11 protein-coding genes are annotated in these 14,930 nt (G+C 71.5%); 9 read left to right on the top strand and 2 right to left on the bottom strand.

Annotation, left to right across the window (positions count from 1 at the left end):
• Nucleotides 1-72: 72 nt before the first annotated feature.
• A complete protein-coding gene (locus ACFVHK_RS02245; RefSeq protein ID WP_376927384.1) occupies nt 73-1,845 on the top strand; it encodes an LVIVD repeat-containing protein in 1,773 nt (590 codons plus the stop codon).
• A 125-nt stretch (nt 1,846-1,970) separates the two neighbouring features.
• Here ACFVHK_RS02245 and ACFVHK_RS02250 read toward each other — a convergent pair whose 3' ends face one another.
• Entirely contained in the window at nt 1,971-2,624 is a 654-nt protein-coding gene (locus tag ACFVHK_RS02250; RefSeq protein ID WP_376927385.1) for a DUF305 domain-containing protein, read from the bottom strand.
• Between the two features lie 158 nt (nt 2,625-2,782).
• Between ACFVHK_RS02250 and ACFVHK_RS02255 the strand changes: the two genes are divergently transcribed.
• From ACFVHK_RS02255 to ACFVHK_RS02275, 5 genes are all read left to right on the top strand, one after another.
• Nucleotides 2,783-3,967, top strand: a complete 1,185-nt coding sequence (locus tag ACFVHK_RS02255; protein WP_376927386.1) for a low temperature requirement protein A — start codon at nt 2,783-2,785, stop codon at nt 3,965-3,967.
• A gap of 136 nt (nt 3,968-4,103) precedes the next feature.
• Complete coding sequence (locus ACFVHK_RS02260; protein WP_376927387.1) at nt 4,104-5,384, top strand: ABC transporter substrate-binding protein; 1,281 nt, start codon at nt 4,104-4,106, stop codon at nt 5,382-5,384.
• Complete coding sequence (locus tag ACFVHK_RS02265) at nt 5,381-6,415, top strand: carbohydrate ABC transporter permease (protein WP_376927388.1); 1,035 nt, start codon at nt 5,381-5,383, stop codon at nt 6,413-6,415. Before ACFVHK_RS02260 ends, ACFVHK_RS02265 begins: the two co-directional genes overlap by 4 nt.
• On the top strand, nt 6,412-7,323 hold the full coding sequence (locus ACFVHK_RS02270; protein WP_376927389.1) for a carbohydrate ABC transporter permease: 912 nt from the start codon (nt 6,412-6,414) through the stop codon (nt 7,321-7,323). Before ACFVHK_RS02265 ends, ACFVHK_RS02270 begins: the two co-directional genes overlap by 4 nt.
• On the top strand, nt 7,320-9,020 hold the full coding sequence (locus ACFVHK_RS02275) for an amylo-alpha-1,6-glucosidase (protein ID WP_376927390.1): 1,701 nt from the start codon (nt 7,320-7,322) through the stop codon (nt 9,018-9,020). Before ACFVHK_RS02270 ends, ACFVHK_RS02275 begins: the two co-directional genes overlap by 4 nt.
• 42 nt (nt 9,021-9,062) lie before the next feature.
• Here the strand turns inward: ACFVHK_RS02275 and ACFVHK_RS02280 are convergent, their stop codons facing one another.
• Nucleotides 9,063-9,719, bottom strand: a complete 657-nt coding sequence (locus ACFVHK_RS02280; protein WP_376927391.1) for a GntR family transcriptional regulator — start codon at nt 9,717-9,719, stop codon at nt 9,063-9,065.
• Between the two features lie 131 nt (nt 9,720-9,850).
• Between ACFVHK_RS02280 and ACFVHK_RS02285 the strand changes: the two genes are divergently transcribed.
• The 3 genes from ACFVHK_RS02285 to gcvPB are packed head-to-tail and all read left to right on the top strand — an operon-like array spanning nt 9,851 to nt 14,929.
• Entirely contained in the window at nt 9,851-11,920 is a 2,070-nt protein-coding gene (locus ACFVHK_RS02285; RefSeq protein ID WP_376927392.1) for a beta-galactosidase, read from the top strand.
• A 10-nt stretch (nt 11,921-11,930) separates the two neighbouring features.
• Nucleotides 11,931-13,358 carry an aminomethyl-transferring glycine dehydrogenase subunit GcvPA gene (gene gcvPA, locus ACFVHK_RS02290; RefSeq protein WP_376927393.1) on the top strand — a complete coding sequence of 476 codons (1,428 nt, stop codon included), beginning with the start codon at nt 11,931-11,933 and terminating at the stop codon, nt 13,356-13,358.
• Nucleotides 13,355-14,929, top strand: a complete 1,575-nt coding sequence (gene gcvPB, locus ACFVHK_RS02295; protein WP_376927394.1) for an aminomethyl-transferring glycine dehydrogenase subunit GcvPB — start codon at nt 13,355-13,357, stop codon at nt 14,927-14,929. Before gcvPA ends, gcvPB begins: the two co-directional genes overlap by 4 nt.
• Nucleotide 14,930 lies beyond the last annotated feature (1 nt).

Raw genomic sequence — 14,930 nt, forward strand, 5'->3', positions numbered from 1 at the left:
GCGGCCCGCCCGTCGGAGGGCGTCGATCGTGCGTGAACCACGTTTCATGAAGCGAGAGAGAGGGCACCACCGATGAGATCCTCACCCAGACCCGTCCCGTGGCGCAGACGAGCGCTCGCGGCATCCGGAGCAGTGCTGCTCGGAGCGTCGCTCGTCACGGCCACCGCCGCCGCCGCCGAGGACGACCCCCGCGTGGGCCTCGGCGGAGGTCTGTACGATGCCGAGATCGCCGCGAGCGGCGTCGAGCTCCTGGAGAGCCTGCCCATCCCGGCCGGCTTCGTCATCAACTCCGACCTGGCGTTCACCGGCGACAAGGCCGTCGTCGGCAGCTTCTCGGGCTTCCAGGTCTTCGACATCTCCGACCCCGCAGCCCCGGTGCTCGAGACGGCGTTCGTGTGTCCCGGCGGCCAGGGCGACGTGTCGATCCACGGCGACCTGCTGTTCATGTCGGTCGAGGCGACCAACGGCCGCGTCGACTGCGGAACGCAGGGCACCTCCGGCTCCGTGGACCCCGAACGCTTCCGCGGCGTCCGCATCTTCGACATCAGCGACCTCTCGAACCCGGTGCAGCTGCCGGGCGTGCAGACGTGTCGCGGGTCGCACACGCACACGATCGTGACCGACCCGGATGACGCGGACAACGTGTACATCTACAACTCGGGCACCTCCAACGTTCGTTCGCCCCTCGAACTCGAGGGCTGCGAGAACGCGGCGCTGACCACCGAACCGGTCACCGAGGGCAACCCCACGCAGTGGCGCATCGACGTCATCCAGGTGCCGCTCGCGGCACCCGAGACGGCGGCGATCGTCAGCCAGCCGCGCATCTTCACCGATGTCGAGACGGGCGCGTACAACGGGCTGCAGAACACCCTGCCGGGCACGGAGCTGCACCCGAGCGGCAGCTTCTACGGCCCCACGCCGAACACCAACACGTGCCACGACGTGACGGCGTTCCCCGAGATCGGGCTGCTGGCAGGAGCGTGCCAGGGCAACGGCCTCCTCGTCGACATCAGCGACCCGGTGAACCCGGTGCGCATCGACGCGGTCGCGGACCCGAACTTCTCGTACTGGCACTCGGCGACGTTCAGCAACGACGGCTCGAAGGTGATCTTCACCGACGAGTGGGGCGGCGGCACCGGAGCCCGATGCCTCGCCGAGCACGAGCCGTCGTGGGGCGCCAACGCGCTGTTCGACATCGTCGGCGGCGAGCTGGAGTTCGCGAGCTACTACAAGCTGCCCGCCGCCCAGACGACCGCCGAGAACTGCGTCGCCCACAACGGCTCGATCATCCCGGTGCCGGGCCGCGACATCATGGTGCAGGCCTGGTACCAGGGCGGCGTGTCGATCTTCGACTTCACCGACACGGCGAACCCGGTCGAGATCGCGTACCTCGACCGCGGCCCGATCAACCCGGCCGGGCTCGTGCTCGGCGGCTACTGGTCGACCTACTGGTACAACGGCAACGTGCTCGGCAGCGAGATCGCGCGCGGGTTCGACAGCCTGGCGCTCGGTGAGAGCGACTGGATGTCGGCGAACGAGATCGCCGCAGCGGGCGAGATCGAGCTCGACGTGTTCAACGCGCAGACGCAGGGGATGCTCGTCCACGCGCCGAGCTTCGCGGTCGCCGGGTCGTACGTCGACCAGGCGGAGCGATCGGGCGACCTCAGCGCCAAGCAGCTCGCCCAGGTGCGCAAGCACCTGGCCGAGGCCGCAGCGCTCGAGGCCGACGGTTCGAGCAGCCGGGCCGTGATCGCGCAGCTCGACAACGCGATCAAGAAGTCGGGCGCCTCGTCCGACTCGGCGGTCGTGCAGGCGATCATCGACCTGAAGGAGACCCTCGGTTGATCCACGTGGAGGGGGGACCGGTCGGTCCCCCCTCCACCGCATGACAATGCCCGGCGGTCTCGAGGGACCGCCGGGCATCGTCGTGCGTCGCGGGCGCCCGCGACATCCGCTCCGTCCGCGGTGCGCTAGGAGCCGAGGGCGGCGAGCATCTGCTGCATCCGGGCGATCTCGATGCCCTGGTCGCCCTCGACGTCGTTGGCGAACCGGCCCACCGAGATCTCCATCCCCCCGCCGGCCGCGCGGAGGTCGGCGACCATCTGCAGCGCGCCGCTGTGGTGCTGGATCATGTACTCCAGGAACAGGCGCTCGAAGTCCTCGCCCGTGGCGGCCTCGAGCTCCGCGAGCTGATCCTCCGTGAGCATGCCGGGCATCATCCCGGCCGCGTGGCCCAGGTGGTCGCCCTGCAGCGGCGTGCCGCGGTCGCGCAGCCAGCTCGCCATGAACTCGGTCTCGTCCTCCTGGCTGATCCGCATCCGCTCGGCCATCAGCCGCAGGTCGCGATCGGTGGTGCGCTCGTCGACCCACTCGGTCATCGTGATGGCCTGATCGTGGTGCACGATCATCATCTGCATGAAGGCGATGTCGGCGTCGGTGTGCTCCGGCTGCTCGATCCCGGCGGCTTCCTCGGGCGACATCGTGCGGTTCTCCTCGCCCGGCGCGCCGAGCTGGACCACCGGGCCGGTCGGCGCGGGCGTGTCGTCGCCCGACGTGCAGGCCGTCAGGCCGAGTGCGAGCAGGAGCGCCGCCGCAACGCCGTAGGACCGAGCCGATGCCGCCATGCAAGTACCTCATCCACGTCGAAGGGAACGTCACGCGTGCGGTCGGGTCGCCCCGCCGCGTCGCAGGTCACGTCAGGCTAACCCGGAACTCCGGCGCACGCGACCGGCGACTCCGGGGCATCCGCCCGCCGATGCCCGTGAGGGTGCAGGATGACCGCATGGCCATCGGACTCCGCACCGACGTGCTGCGCCCCGCCGACTCGGAGCGCGCCGATCGGGTCACCTACGTCGAGCTCTTCTTCGACCTCGTGTTCGTGTTCGGGCTCACCCAGCTCGGAGCGTACCTGTACGAGAACCAGACGCTGCTCGGTGCGCTCGAGGGCGTCATCATGGTCTGCGCCCTCTGGTGGGCGTGGGTGTCGACGACGTGGGTGACGAACTGGCTCGACCCGGTTCGCATACCGGTTCGCATCGCGGTGATCGTCCTGGCGTTCATCGCGTTCGTCATGAGCGCGTCCATCGTCGAGGCGTTCGGCGACCGCGCCTGGACGTTCGCGCTCGCGTACATCGCGCTGAAGCTCGGGCGGGCCGGGTTCATGGTCTGGGCGACGGCGCGCCACGACGCCCAGGTCTCGCGCGAGTTCGGCAACGTGCTCGCGTGGGCGCTCGCCGGGTCCGCCCTGTGGATCGCCGGCGCACTCCTCCCGCTGTCGGCCCAACTGCCGTTCTGGGCGGCGGCGCTCGGGCTCGAGCTGGTCGGCAGCATGCTCGGGTACCCGGTGCCGGGGCGCGGTCGCATGGAGATCGGGCGATGGGATGTCTCGGGGGCGCACATCGCCGAGCGGACCGCACTGTTCGTGCTGATCGCACTCGGCGAGGGCCTGCTCGTCACCGGGTTCGCGTTCGTCGCCGAGGATTCGTCGGGTGAGCGCATCATCGCCCTGGTGACGGCCTTCGTCGCGGCGGCCGCGTGCTGGTGGATCTACTTCGACCACGGCGAGCGGATCGGGTCGGAGGCGATCGAGGCCGCGGATGCGCCGGGGCGCGTGGCGCGCACGGCGTACTCGTGGGTGCACCTGCTCATCGTCGGCGGGATCGTCCTCCTCGGCGTGGGCGACAAGGAGGTGCTGGGCCATCCGCACGAGCAGAGCGTTGCGGCCGTCGTGACCGTGCTCGGCGGGCCGCTGCTGTTCCTCGTCGGCACGGTGCTCTTCCGGCGCGTCCTCGAGCGGCGATGGATGCGGGCGCAGCTCGCAGGCATCGGCGGCATCGTCGTCGTCGTGGTCGCGACCCCCTGGATCGACCCGCTCGCGACTGGCGTGCTCGCCGCGCTGGTGCTCGTCGCGACCGCGGTCGGAGAGAGCTTCGAGCGGATGCGTCGACGGGCGCCGAAGGGCGGCTGAGGGCGCCGGGCGACGGCCGTTGCCGATTCGAGACTTGACCTCGGCTGAGTTCTGTATACAAAATACTGAGTGCTGGGATGCTCCCGGCGATCAACGATGACGGAAGAGGTGGGGCGCCATGCGCCGTGCGAACTCAATGACGAGACGTCTGCTCGCGGTCGGAGCGGTCGGCGCGATGACGGTGGGCCTCGCGGCCTGCAGCGGTGGCGGGGGAGGCTCCGACGAGGACACCGTCGTGTGGTCGACCTGGGGCACGCCTGAGGAACTGACGCGCTTCGAGGAGTTCAACGAGGAGTTCATGCAGCGGCACCCGGAGATCACGGTCGAGCTGCAGCCGGTCGCCAGCTACGGCGACTACCACTCGAAGCTCCTCGCGCAGCTCACGAGCGGCACCGCGCCCGACGTCTTCTACATCGGGGACGACAAGATCGGCCAGTTCGTCGACGCCGGCGTGCTGCTTCCGCTCACGGACCTCATGGAGTCCGACGCGAGCCTGACCGACCCCGACGACTTCTTCCCCGGGCTCTTCGGCGCCGCCGAGACCGACGGCGAGATCTACGCCGCTCCGAACGACTCCAACCCCGACGTCCTCTGGTACGACACGCAGGCCCTCGAGGCCGCGGGCATCACCGAGGACCCGGCCACGCTCGCCGAGAACGGCGAGTGGACCACCGAGAAGTACCTCGAGATGAACGATGCGCTCGCGGAGGCGGGTCTCATCGGCTCGATGTTCTGGAACTACTGGGCGACGCACTACAGCTGGATCTCCGCGCAGGGCGGGACGGCCTACGACGAGTCCGGGGCCTTCGTCGGCAACGACGACGCCGCCACGGTTGACGCCGTCGAGACCTTCGGCGGGTACTTCCAGGACGGCACCTTCGTCGTCGCCGACACGATGCCCGAGGGCGCCGGCGCCGACAGCGTCTTCGTCACGCACCAGGCGGGCTTCTTCGCGCAGGGCCGGTACACGATCGGCACCGTCTCGAGCGCCGGGGAGCAGGACAGCTACGACATCGTCCGCTGGCCGACGCCCGACGGGCAGCCCGCGCCGACCGGGGTCGCCACCTCGTACCTCGCCATCAACGGCAAGACGGATGCCCCGGATGCCGCCTTCACGTTCTGGACCGAGTTCCTCTCGGCCGAGGGCCAGGTCTTCCGCCTCTCGGGTGGCGGCAACGCCGTGCCGTCCATCGCGGGCGCCGACGAGGTCGTGCTCGAGGACGGCTACCCCGCCCACGCGCAGACCTTCCTCGACATGCGCGACATCGGCTTCGAGGACTACGCGCCGGAGGCGCGCGTGCCCGGACTCTCCACGGACATCAGCGACCTGTTCCTGAAGCTCTACGAGGGCAAGTCCGACGCGCAGTCCACCCTCGACGCGGTCGCCGACCTCGTCGCGGAGAAGACGGCGGAGTGAGCTCACCCATGGTGATCACCTCGGGCGGCGCGACCGGCACCCCGGTCGCGCCGCCCGCGCACCCCGCAGCGGGTCCCGCGCCGGACACGGCGCACGCACCCGTGGCACCCGTCCGTCCCGGGCGGCGGGCACCTCGCCGCGAGGCCGCCTGGCGTCGCCGCGACCGCCGCTGGGGCTACGTCTTCGTGGGCCCCCAGCTCATCGGCATGGCGGTGTTCGTGCTGCTGCCGTTCGTGGCGAGCCTGGTGCTCGCCTTCGCGTCGTGGGACGGCCTCACCGAGCTCGAGTGGGTCGGCTTCGCCAACTTCACCGCGCAGCTGCAGGACGAGCTGCTGCTGCGCTCGATCGTGAACACCCTGCTCATCGCGCTCATCACGGTGCCGGTCGGGCTCGGTCTCGCGGTCGTCGTCGCCGTCGCACTCGAGAAGCTGCGCACCCGCACGCTCTACCTGATCCTGTTCTTCGCGCCGGTGGTGACGAGCACCGTCGCCGTCGCCATGATCTGGCAGCAGCTGTTCCGCGCCGACGGCGTGCTGAGCGGCGCGATCGCGAACGTCCTGGGCATCGCCCCTCCGGACTGGCTCGGCGACCCCCGCCTCGCGCTCATCGCGGTGTGCATCGTCTCGATCTGGTCGTCGCTCGGCCTGAACGTCATCATCTTCCTGGCGGGCCTGCAGAACATCTCGCCGTCGGTCATCGAGGCCGCGCGCATCGACGGCGCCGGCGCGTGGCGGCTCTTCCGCAGCATCCGACTGCCGCTGCTCTCGCCGATCGTGTTCTTCTCCTCGATCGTCGCGTTCATCTCGTCGCTCCAGACGTTCGACACCGTGTTCGTGCTCACCGCGAACGCCGGCCCGGACAACGCGACGCGGACGATCGTCTACCACATCTACGACCTGGGCTTCGGGCGGTTCGAGTTCGGACCCTCCAGCGCCGCCTCCGTGATCCTGCTGCTGCTGACGCTCGTCATCACCGCGATCCAGTTCGGCGCGCAGAAGAAGTTCGTGCACTACGAGGACGCCGACGCATGACCGCTTCAGACATCGAGTCGACCCTCGTCGGCCGCCCCGACCTCGAGCGGCCTCGCCGCCGTCCCGAGAGCGGGCGCGGCCGGCGCGCCGCCGGCCGGGTCGCCATCCACGCCGCACTCATCGTCGCCGGCCTGGCGATGGTGTTCCCGTTCCTGTGGATGCTGCTGACCTCGTTCAAGACCCTGCCCCAGCTGCTGCAGGACCCGCTGAGCCTCTGGCCCGACCCGTGGACGATCGACAAGTACGTCGACGCGTGGAACGCCGTGCCCTTCGGGCAGGCCTACCTGAACAGCATCTACATCTGCGTGCTGGCCGTCGTCGGAACCCTGATCACGGCGGCGATGGCGGGGTACGCGTTCGCGCGCATCCGCTTCCGAGGCAGCCGGGTGCTGTTCATCGTGTTCCTCGCGACGCAGATGATCCCGAAGCAGGTCACCCTGATCCCCTTCTACCTGCTCATGGCGGAGTTCGGCTGGGTCGACTCGCACCTCTCGCTCATCGTGCCCGCCATGCTCGTGAACCCCTTCGCGGTGTTCCTCATGCGCCAGTTCGTGCTGTCGCTGCCGAAGGAACTCGAGGAGGCGGCGCTCGTCGACGGCGCGGGCCGGTGGCGGACGTTCTGGAGCATCATCCTGCCCAACCTCAAGCCCGGGCTCGGGGCCCTCAGCATCATCGTGGCGCTCGACGTCTGGAACAGCTTCCTCTTCCCGCTCGTGCTGCTGAACTCGCCCGACCTGTTCACGGTGCCGCTGCTGCTCGCGAGCTTCCGCGGCCAGTTCGGCTCGGTCGACTACGGGCTCGTGATGGCGGCCTCGGCGCTCGCGACGATCCCGATGCTCGTCGCCTTCGTGATCGGGCAGCGCCGCATCCTCAACAGCATGGCCGCGTCCGGCCTGGGCGGGCGATGAGCGGGGCGGATGCCGCGGTGCTCGCCGACCTCGCCGGCGAGCACCTCGACCTGGTCCGCGCGCCGTTCACCCTGCCGCGCTCGCGCCTGATGGCGTTCCGCTCCGCGGACGGGGCGGACGGCACCCTCCGAGTGCACACCTCCGAATACGAGCGCAGCCTCGAGGAGTGCATCGTGCTCGATGCGCTGCGCGTGCGGGGGTCCGAGGGCGAGGTCCTGCCGGTGACCCGGGTGCGGCCGCACGAGATCGTGCTCGGCGACGGGGCCGCGGGCATCACGTTCGCCGGCACCGGCGCGCTCGCCGTGGGCGTCGCGACCGGCGTCGAGGCGAGCGTGGAATGGGACACGGGAGAGGGGCTGCAGTCGCTCCGGGTCGGCGGGCGGCACGCGGCATCCGTCGTCTTCGACGTGGGCGCCGACCGCACTGTCGAGTTCGCGCGTTCGACGGAGTACGCGTCCCTCCGCGGCGCGACCGAGGCGACGTGGTTCGACTGGTTCGTCCGCTGCCCGGTGGTGCGCGACGACCTGCAGGCGATGACGGCGTTCTGCTGGTGGGTGCTCGGCGCGAACATCGTCGAACTGCCGCAGCTCGGCGAGGCGCGCGCCGTCGTGCCCTCGAAGATCGGGTACGTCGGGCTCTGGCAGTGGGACGCGTACTTCATCGCCGTCGGGCTGCGGCACGGCGATCCCGCGCTCGCGCGGGAGCAGCTCGACCTCGCGCTGCGGTTCCCGACCGCCGTCGGGCAGCTGCCCGACGTCGTGCACGAGCTCGGAGTGCTCGCCTCGAGCGACGACCTGCCCGCGTCGGATCGCGAGACGCTGCGTCGCGCCGGCTCCGCGGTCGCCGACCCGGCCGCGCCCGTGCCGCTCACCAAGCCGCCGCTCACGGCGTGGGCCCTGCGCAAGGTGCTCGACGCCGAGCCGGCCGAGCCCGCCGAGGACTGGGCGCGGGCGCACCTCGAGGTCGTCCGACGCTCGCAGGACTGGTGGTTCGCCCACTCCGACCTCGACGGCGACGGGCTGCCCGAGTACGGTCACCCCTACTCGTCGGGACTCGACGACAGCCCCGTCTTCGACGGGCCGCTGCCGACGACGTCGCCGGATCTCGCGGCCTACCTCGTGCGGCAGGACCTCGAGCTCGCCGACCTGGTCGAGCGCCTCGAGGGCGACGGTGCCGCGGCCGCGAGGCATCGCGACCGCGCCGCGCGCACGCTCGAGCTGCTGCTCGACCTCTGGGACGAGGACCGCGGACTCTTCCGCGCGCGGGCGGCCGGCGAGCCCGTCGCGAGCGACACGATCGTCGGGCTCATGCCGCTGCTGACCGGCGGGCTGCCCGACCGGATCCGGGACCGGCTCGTCGGGGCGCTCGACGAACCCGACCGGTTCGCGGCCCCGTGGGGGATCCCGACGGTCGCCGTCGGCGATCCCGCCTTCTCGCCCGCCCGGATGTGGCGCGGGCCCGTCTGGGTCAACACGAACGCGCTCGTCGCCGAGGGCCTCGCGGCATCCGGACGCCCCACTCGCGCCCGCGACCTCGCCGAGGCGACCGTGCGGCTCGTGCAGCACGGCGGCGGCCCCCACGAGTACTTCGACCCCATCACCGGCGAGCGCGCCCCGACCGCGACGACCGCGTTCGGCTGGTCGGCGGCGCTGTTCGTCGACCTCGCGGTCGGGCTGTCGCGGGGCGACCGCGACTGAGGGCGGAGGCCGCACATGACGGTCCGTTCGGTTCCGGCCGGCTCAGGCGCTGAAGTAGGGGCTCGACGCGTTGTCGAGGATCCGGCGCATGCCGTTCATCCAGTTCGCCTTCAGGGCGACGGATGCCGCGGCGACGTCGCCGTCGGCGAGGTGCCGGGCGATCTCGGCGTGCTCGGCCGCGACGCGCTCGATCATGACGTCGTTCGGGACGAGCAGCGACTCGTAGCGGTGGAAGGCGCCCCGCGTGCTCTCGATGACATCGAGGAGCCGGCGGTTGGGGCAGGCGGAGAGCATGATCGCGTGCCACTCGTCGTCCTTCGTGACGACGAGCGCGTGCTCGACGACCTCCTGGTGGAACTCGGCCGAGATCTGCGAGAGCCGGCGACCGATCTCGCGGAGCTCGTCGCGCGGGCTGAGTTCGAGCGCGAGCGATTCGAGGGCGGCCATGACGGGCGCGAGTTCCTCGAACTCGGTCGCGGAGAGGGGCACGAAGCTGAAGCCCTTGCCGTTCTCGCTCGTGATCTGCCCTTCGCTCTCGAGGGCGATCAACGCCTCGCGGAGCGGAGTGCGGCTGACGCCGAGCTCTGCGGCGAGCTGGACCTCGTTGATGCCCTCGCCCGGGCTCACGAGCCCGGCGCGCATCCGGGCGAGCAGTTCCTCGCGGACCTGGGAACGCAGGTTCTTGCGCTCGATCGCCATCCATCCTCCAGCCGGTGGGCCGACGCCGTAAGCCTAGGGCTTGACCCTGTTCGACTTGCGGCTTAGCGTGTCTGTATACAGAATACAGTGCGCAAGCAGACCTGTACAGAGCCCGACGGAGAGGACACCACGTGACGGACGCGACCCGGAGGCACCTCCGCCTCGACGCGCTCGCCTACGGCGGCGACTACAACCCCGATCAGTGGCCCGAGTCGGTCTGGCGCGACGACGTGCGCCTCATGCGCGAGGCCGGGGTCAACCTCGTCAGCCTCCCCGTGTTCTCGTGGCCGCAGCTCGAGGTCGCGCCCGGCGTGTACGACTGGACGTGGCTCGACCGGGTCATCGAGGTCCTGTGGGCCGGAGGCATCCGCATCGATCTCGCGACGGCCACCGCGACGCCGCCGGCCTGGCTCGTGCGACGGCACCCCGAGATGCTCCCGTGGGACGCCGACGGTCGCCGCCTGGAGTTCGGATCGCGCCAGGCGTACTGCCCGAGCTCGCCCGTGTGGCGTTCGCACGTCGCCCGCATGGCGCGCGCCATGGCCGAGCGCTACGGCGAGCACCCCGCGGTCGTGCTCTGGCACGTCTCCAACGAGTACGGCGACCACGTCGCCCGATGCTGGTGCCCCGAGTCGGCCGCGCACTTCCGCCGCTGGCTCGAGGAGCGCTACGCCGACCTCGACGGCCTCAACGAGGCCTGGGGCGTGAACGTCTGGGGCCAGCGCTACACGGCGTGGGACCAGGTCGAGCCGCCCCGCCGCGCCACCGGCCCCGTCAACCCCACCCAGTTGCTCGACTTCGAGCGCTTCTCCTCGGACGCCCTGCTCGAGCTGTTCCGCATCGAGGTCGACGTGCTCCGGGAGGTCACCCCAGACCTGCCCGTGACCACCAACTTCATGAGCCTGTTCCGCGAACTCGACTACTGGCGCTTCGCCGAGGTCGAGGACCTCGTGACCGACGACGCCTACCCCGACCCGGCCGATCCGCGCGCCCACGTCCCGGCGGCCCTGAACTACGGGCTCATGCGCTCGCTGAAGGGCGGGCAGCCGTGGCTGCTGCTCGAGCAGGCCGCGAGCGCCGTGAGCTGGCGCGACGTCAACGTGCCCAAGGCCCCCGGCCGCATGCGGATCGACAGCCTGCAGGCGATCGCGCACGGCTCGGACGGCGCCATGTTCTTCCAGTGGCGTCAGGCGCGCTACGGCCAGGAGAAGTTCCACTCCGCGATGCTCGGCCACCGGGGCGAGCGCTCCCGCACGTTCCGCGAGACGGCCGCCCTCGGCCGCGAGCTCCGGCGGCTCGCCCCGGTGAAGGACACCCGCGTGCGGAGCCGCGTCGCGCTCGTCGTCGACTGGGACGCCTGGTGGGGCTCGAGCGCGACCGAGTCGATGCCCTCGCAGCGACTCGGCTGGCTCGCCCAGGCGCGGGCCTGGCACGCGGCGCTGCACGCGCTCGGCCACGCGGTGGACACGGTGCGCGCCACGGGCCCGTTCGACGCGTACGACCTCGTCGTCGTCCCGAACCTCTACGTCGCGGATGCCGCGCAGGCGGCCGCGCTCGCCGGGTTCGCCGCCGACGGCGGCACCGTGGTCGTCGGCCCGTTCTCCGGCGTGGTCGACGCGACCGAGAAGGTCCACCCCGGCGGCGCACCCGGCCCCCTGCGAGACCTCCTCGACATCGAGGTCGACGAGCCGTGGCCCGTGCCCGACGGGGTGCACGAGCGGGTCGAGCTCGACGGGCGGGCCTACGACGCACCCGTGTGGACGGAGTGGATCGAGCCGGGCGCCGAGGCATCCGTCGTCGCGCGCTTCGCCTCGGGCGCGCTCGCCGGCCGTGCCGCCGTCACGCGACGCGGGCACGGCGACGGCAGCGCCTGGTACGTCGGCACCGCGCTCGCCGAGGACGGCATCCTCGCCGTCATGCGCCTCGCGCTCGCCGACGCCGGGCTCCCGGCCCGCGAGCGCATCGCCCACGACGTCGAGGCCGTCACCCGCTCGAGCGCCGACGTCGACTACACGTTCGTGCTGAACCACGGCGCAGACGACGCGGTCGTCGACGTGCCGAAGGGCGCCGAGGACCTGCTCGGCGACCCCGGAGCGCGCACGGGTCCGCGCCTCGTCGTCCCCGCCCTCGGCGCCGCCGTGCTCGCGACGCCGAGGGCGGCCGAGCCCCCGTTCATCACCCTGTCCGAGACCACCGAGTGAGGCACCACCCATGACCGACCCCTACGTGCATCCGTACATTCCCAACACCGCACCCGAGGTGCGCGCCGAGATGCTCGCCGCCGTCGGCGCGGCATCCGTCGACGAGTTCTACGCCGACGTGCCCGAGGACCTTCGCCTCGGCCGCGCCCTCGACCTGCCCGAGGCGCTCGTCGCCGAGCAGGACCTCGAGCGGCACGTCTCCGGCCTCCTCGCGCGGAACGCGCCGACGACCGAGCGCCTGAGCTTCCTCGGACAGGGCACCTACCAGCACGCCGTCCCGGCCGTCGTCGACGAGGTCATCGGGCGCAGCGAGTTCCTCACCGCCTACGCGGGCGAGCCGTACGAGGACCACGGCCGCTTCCAGGCGCTCTTCCAGTACCAGTCGCTCATGGGCGAGCTGCTCTCGATGGACGTCGTCAACGTCCCCACCTACGATGGCTTCCAGGCGACGGGCACCGCGCTCGCGATGGCCGGGCGGATGACCGGGCGCCGGCGCGTGCTCGTCGTGAGCGACGTGCTGCCCGCGAAGCTCTCCAAGGTCCGCGACTACGTCCGGGTCCACCTCGACCTCGAGCCGGTCGTCCCCGTCGACGGCACCGCCGACGTCGCGGACGTCGCGCGGCGGCTCGGCGAGGACGTCGCCGCCGTCTGGGTCGAGACGCCGAGCCGGACCGGCGCCGTCGAGCACCGCCTGCAGGCGCTCGCGGACGCCGCCCACGCGGTGGGCGCCGTCCTCGTCGTCGGCACCGACCCGGTCGGGTACGGCGTGCTCACGCCGCCCGCCGAGCAGGGCGCCGACATCGTCTGCGGGGACATCCAGTCGCTCGGCCTGCACCAGTGGTACGGGGGCGCGCACGCCGGATTCATCGCCGTGCACGATGACCCGCGGTTCGTCATGGAGATGCCCTCGCGGCTCTTCGGCCTGGCCACGACCGACGTCCCCGGCGAGGTCGGCTTCGGCGACGTCGCGTACGACCGCACCTCCTTCGCCCACCGAGAGGAGGGCAAGGAATGGGTCGGAACCGCCGCCGCGCTCTGGGGCATCGCCGCCGGCGTGCACCTCGCGCTCATGGGCCCGCAGGGGATGCGCGACCTCGGCGAGGTGCTCCTCGCCCGGACCGCGTACGCGCAGCGCTCGCTCGCCGCCATCCCCGGCATCCGCCTCACCGACGGCGCGGTGCACCTGCGCGAGTTCGCGATCGACGTCTCCGGCGCCGGACTCACCGCTGGCGAAGTCGTCCGCGCGCTCCGCGCCGAGGGCATCGAGCCCGGGGCGCCCGCGGGCGACCACGAACTCGTCGTCTGCGTCACCGAGCTGACCACGCAGCGCGACATCGACCGACTCGCCGCCGCCGTCACCGGACTCGTCGCGGCATCCGCCGCCGAGTCCGCCGCCACCCTCGACACCGTCGCCACTCCCGAGGAGCACCGCGCATGAGTCTGCCCATCTCCCCCAAGCCCGCCATCCGCCGCTTCCACCAGGCCCGCTGGGACGAGCCGGTGATCTTCGAACTGTCGACGCCCGGCGAACGCGGCGTGCTCGTCACGCCGATCGAGCCCGGCGTTCGCGAGGCCGTCGGCGACGTCGTGACCGACCTGCCCGAGGGGCTCGCGCGGCGCACGCCGCCCGCGCTGCCCGAGATGGGGCAGATGCGCGTGCTGAAGCACTACCTGCGCCTCTCGCAGGAGAACCTCGGCGCCGACCTCAACGTCGACGTCGGCCAGGGCACCTGCACCATGAAGTACGCCCCGAAGGTCAACGAGCGCATCATCACGACGCCGAAGCTCGCCGCGATGCACCCGCTGCAGGACCCCGTCGACGCGCAGGGCGTGCTCGAGATCATCTGGCGCACCGAGCGGATGATGGCCGAGATCTCGGGCATGGACGAGGTGTCCCTGCACACCCAGGGCGGCTCGGCCGCGATCTGGGCGAACATCGCGATGATCCGCGCCTACCACGAGGCCAACGGCGAAGGGGAGCAGCGCCGCGAGGTCGTCACGACGATCTTCAGCCACCCGTCGAACGCCGCCGCCGCGAAGGCCGCCGGCTACGACGTGATCACGCTCCACCCCGACGCCGACGGCTACCCGGACCTCGCCGCACTGAAGCGCGTGCTCTCGCCGGGCACGGCCGCGATCATGGTCACGAACCCCGAGGACACCGGGATCTACAACCCCGCGATCCGCGAGTGGGTGGATGCCGCGCACGGCGTCGGCGCGCTGGCCTCGTACGACCAGGCCAACGCGAACGGCATCCTCGGCATCACCCGGGCGCGCGATGCGGGCTTCGACGTCTGCCACTTCAACGTGCACAAGACGTTCGGCACCCCGCACGGCTCGGGTGGGCCCGGGACGGGTGCCAACGCCGTGAGCGCCGCCCTCGCGCCGTTCCTCCCCGGCCCGCGCGTCGTGCGGGAGGGGGACCGGTACGCGGTCCGGGAGGCCGGCCCGCAGTCGATCGGCGCGATCGGCCCGTTCCACGGCGTCGTGCCGAACATCGTGCGGGCCTACGCGTGGATCATGGCGCTCGGCGCCGAGGGCCTGCGGGCCGTCGCCGAGACGGCCGTCCTGAACAACAACTACCTGATGAAGCGGATCCTCGAGATCCCGGGCGCCAGTGCGCCCTACGCCACCGGGCGACGCCGGATCGAGCAGGTGCGCTACTCGTGGGAGGGGCTCACCGAGGAGACGGGCATCAGCTCGGAGGAGATCGGGGTCCGCGCGAGCGACTTCGGCATGCACTACTGGACGAGCCACCACCCGTACGTCGTGCCGCAGCCGTTCACGCTCGAGCCGACCGAGTCGTACTCGAAGGCGGAACTCGACGAGTACGCCGACGTCCTGGCGGAGATCGCCCGCGAGGCGCGGGAGACGCCCGAGATCGTGCGCACCGCGCCCCACAACCAGACCGTGCACCACACGCACCACGACGACCTCGACGACCCCGAGCGGTGGGCGATCACGTGGCGCGCGTACCGTCGCAAGTACCCGGACGCCGTCGGGGCCTGAC

The sequence above is a fragment of the Agromyces binzhouensis genome, from assembly GCF_042672355.1.
Taxonomy (GTDB): Bacteria; Actinomycetota; Actinomycetes; order Actinomycetales; family Microbacteriaceae; genus Agromyces; species Agromyces binzhouensis.

Coding starts and splice junctions, on each gene's coding strand:
- ACFVHK_RS02245 (WP_376927384.1), top strand. CDS start 73: ATGAGATCCTCACCCAGACCCGTCCCGTGGCGCAGACGAGCGCTCGCG.
- ACFVHK_RS02250 (WP_376927385.1), bottom strand. CDS start 2,624: ATGGCGGCATCGGCTCGGTCCTACGGCGTTGCGGCGGCGCTCCTGCTC.
- ACFVHK_RS02255 (WP_376927386.1), top strand. CDS start 2,783: ATGGCCATCGGACTCCGCACCGACGTGCTGCGCCCCGCCGACTCGGAG.
- ACFVHK_RS02260 (WP_376927387.1), top strand. CDS start 4,104: ATGACGAGACGTCTGCTCGCGGTCGGAGCGGTCGGCGCGATGACGGTG.
- ACFVHK_RS02270 (WP_376927389.1), top strand. CDS start 6,412: ATGACCGCTTCAGACATCGAGTCGACCCTCGTCGGCCGCCCCGACCTC.
- ACFVHK_RS02275 (WP_376927390.1), top strand. CDS start 7,320: ATGAGCGGGGCGGATGCCGCGGTGCTCGCCGACCTCGCCGGCGAGCAC.
- ACFVHK_RS02280 (WP_376927391.1), bottom strand. CDS start 9,719: ATGGCGATCGAGCGCAAGAACCTGCGTTCCCAGGTCCGCGAGGAACTG.
- gcvPA (WP_376927393.1), top strand. CDS start 11,931: ATGACCGACCCCTACGTGCATCCGTACATTCCCAACACCGCACCCGAG.
- gcvPB (WP_376927394.1), top strand. CDS start 13,355: ATGAGTCTGCCCATCTCCCCCAAGCCCGCCATCCGCCGCTTCCACCAG.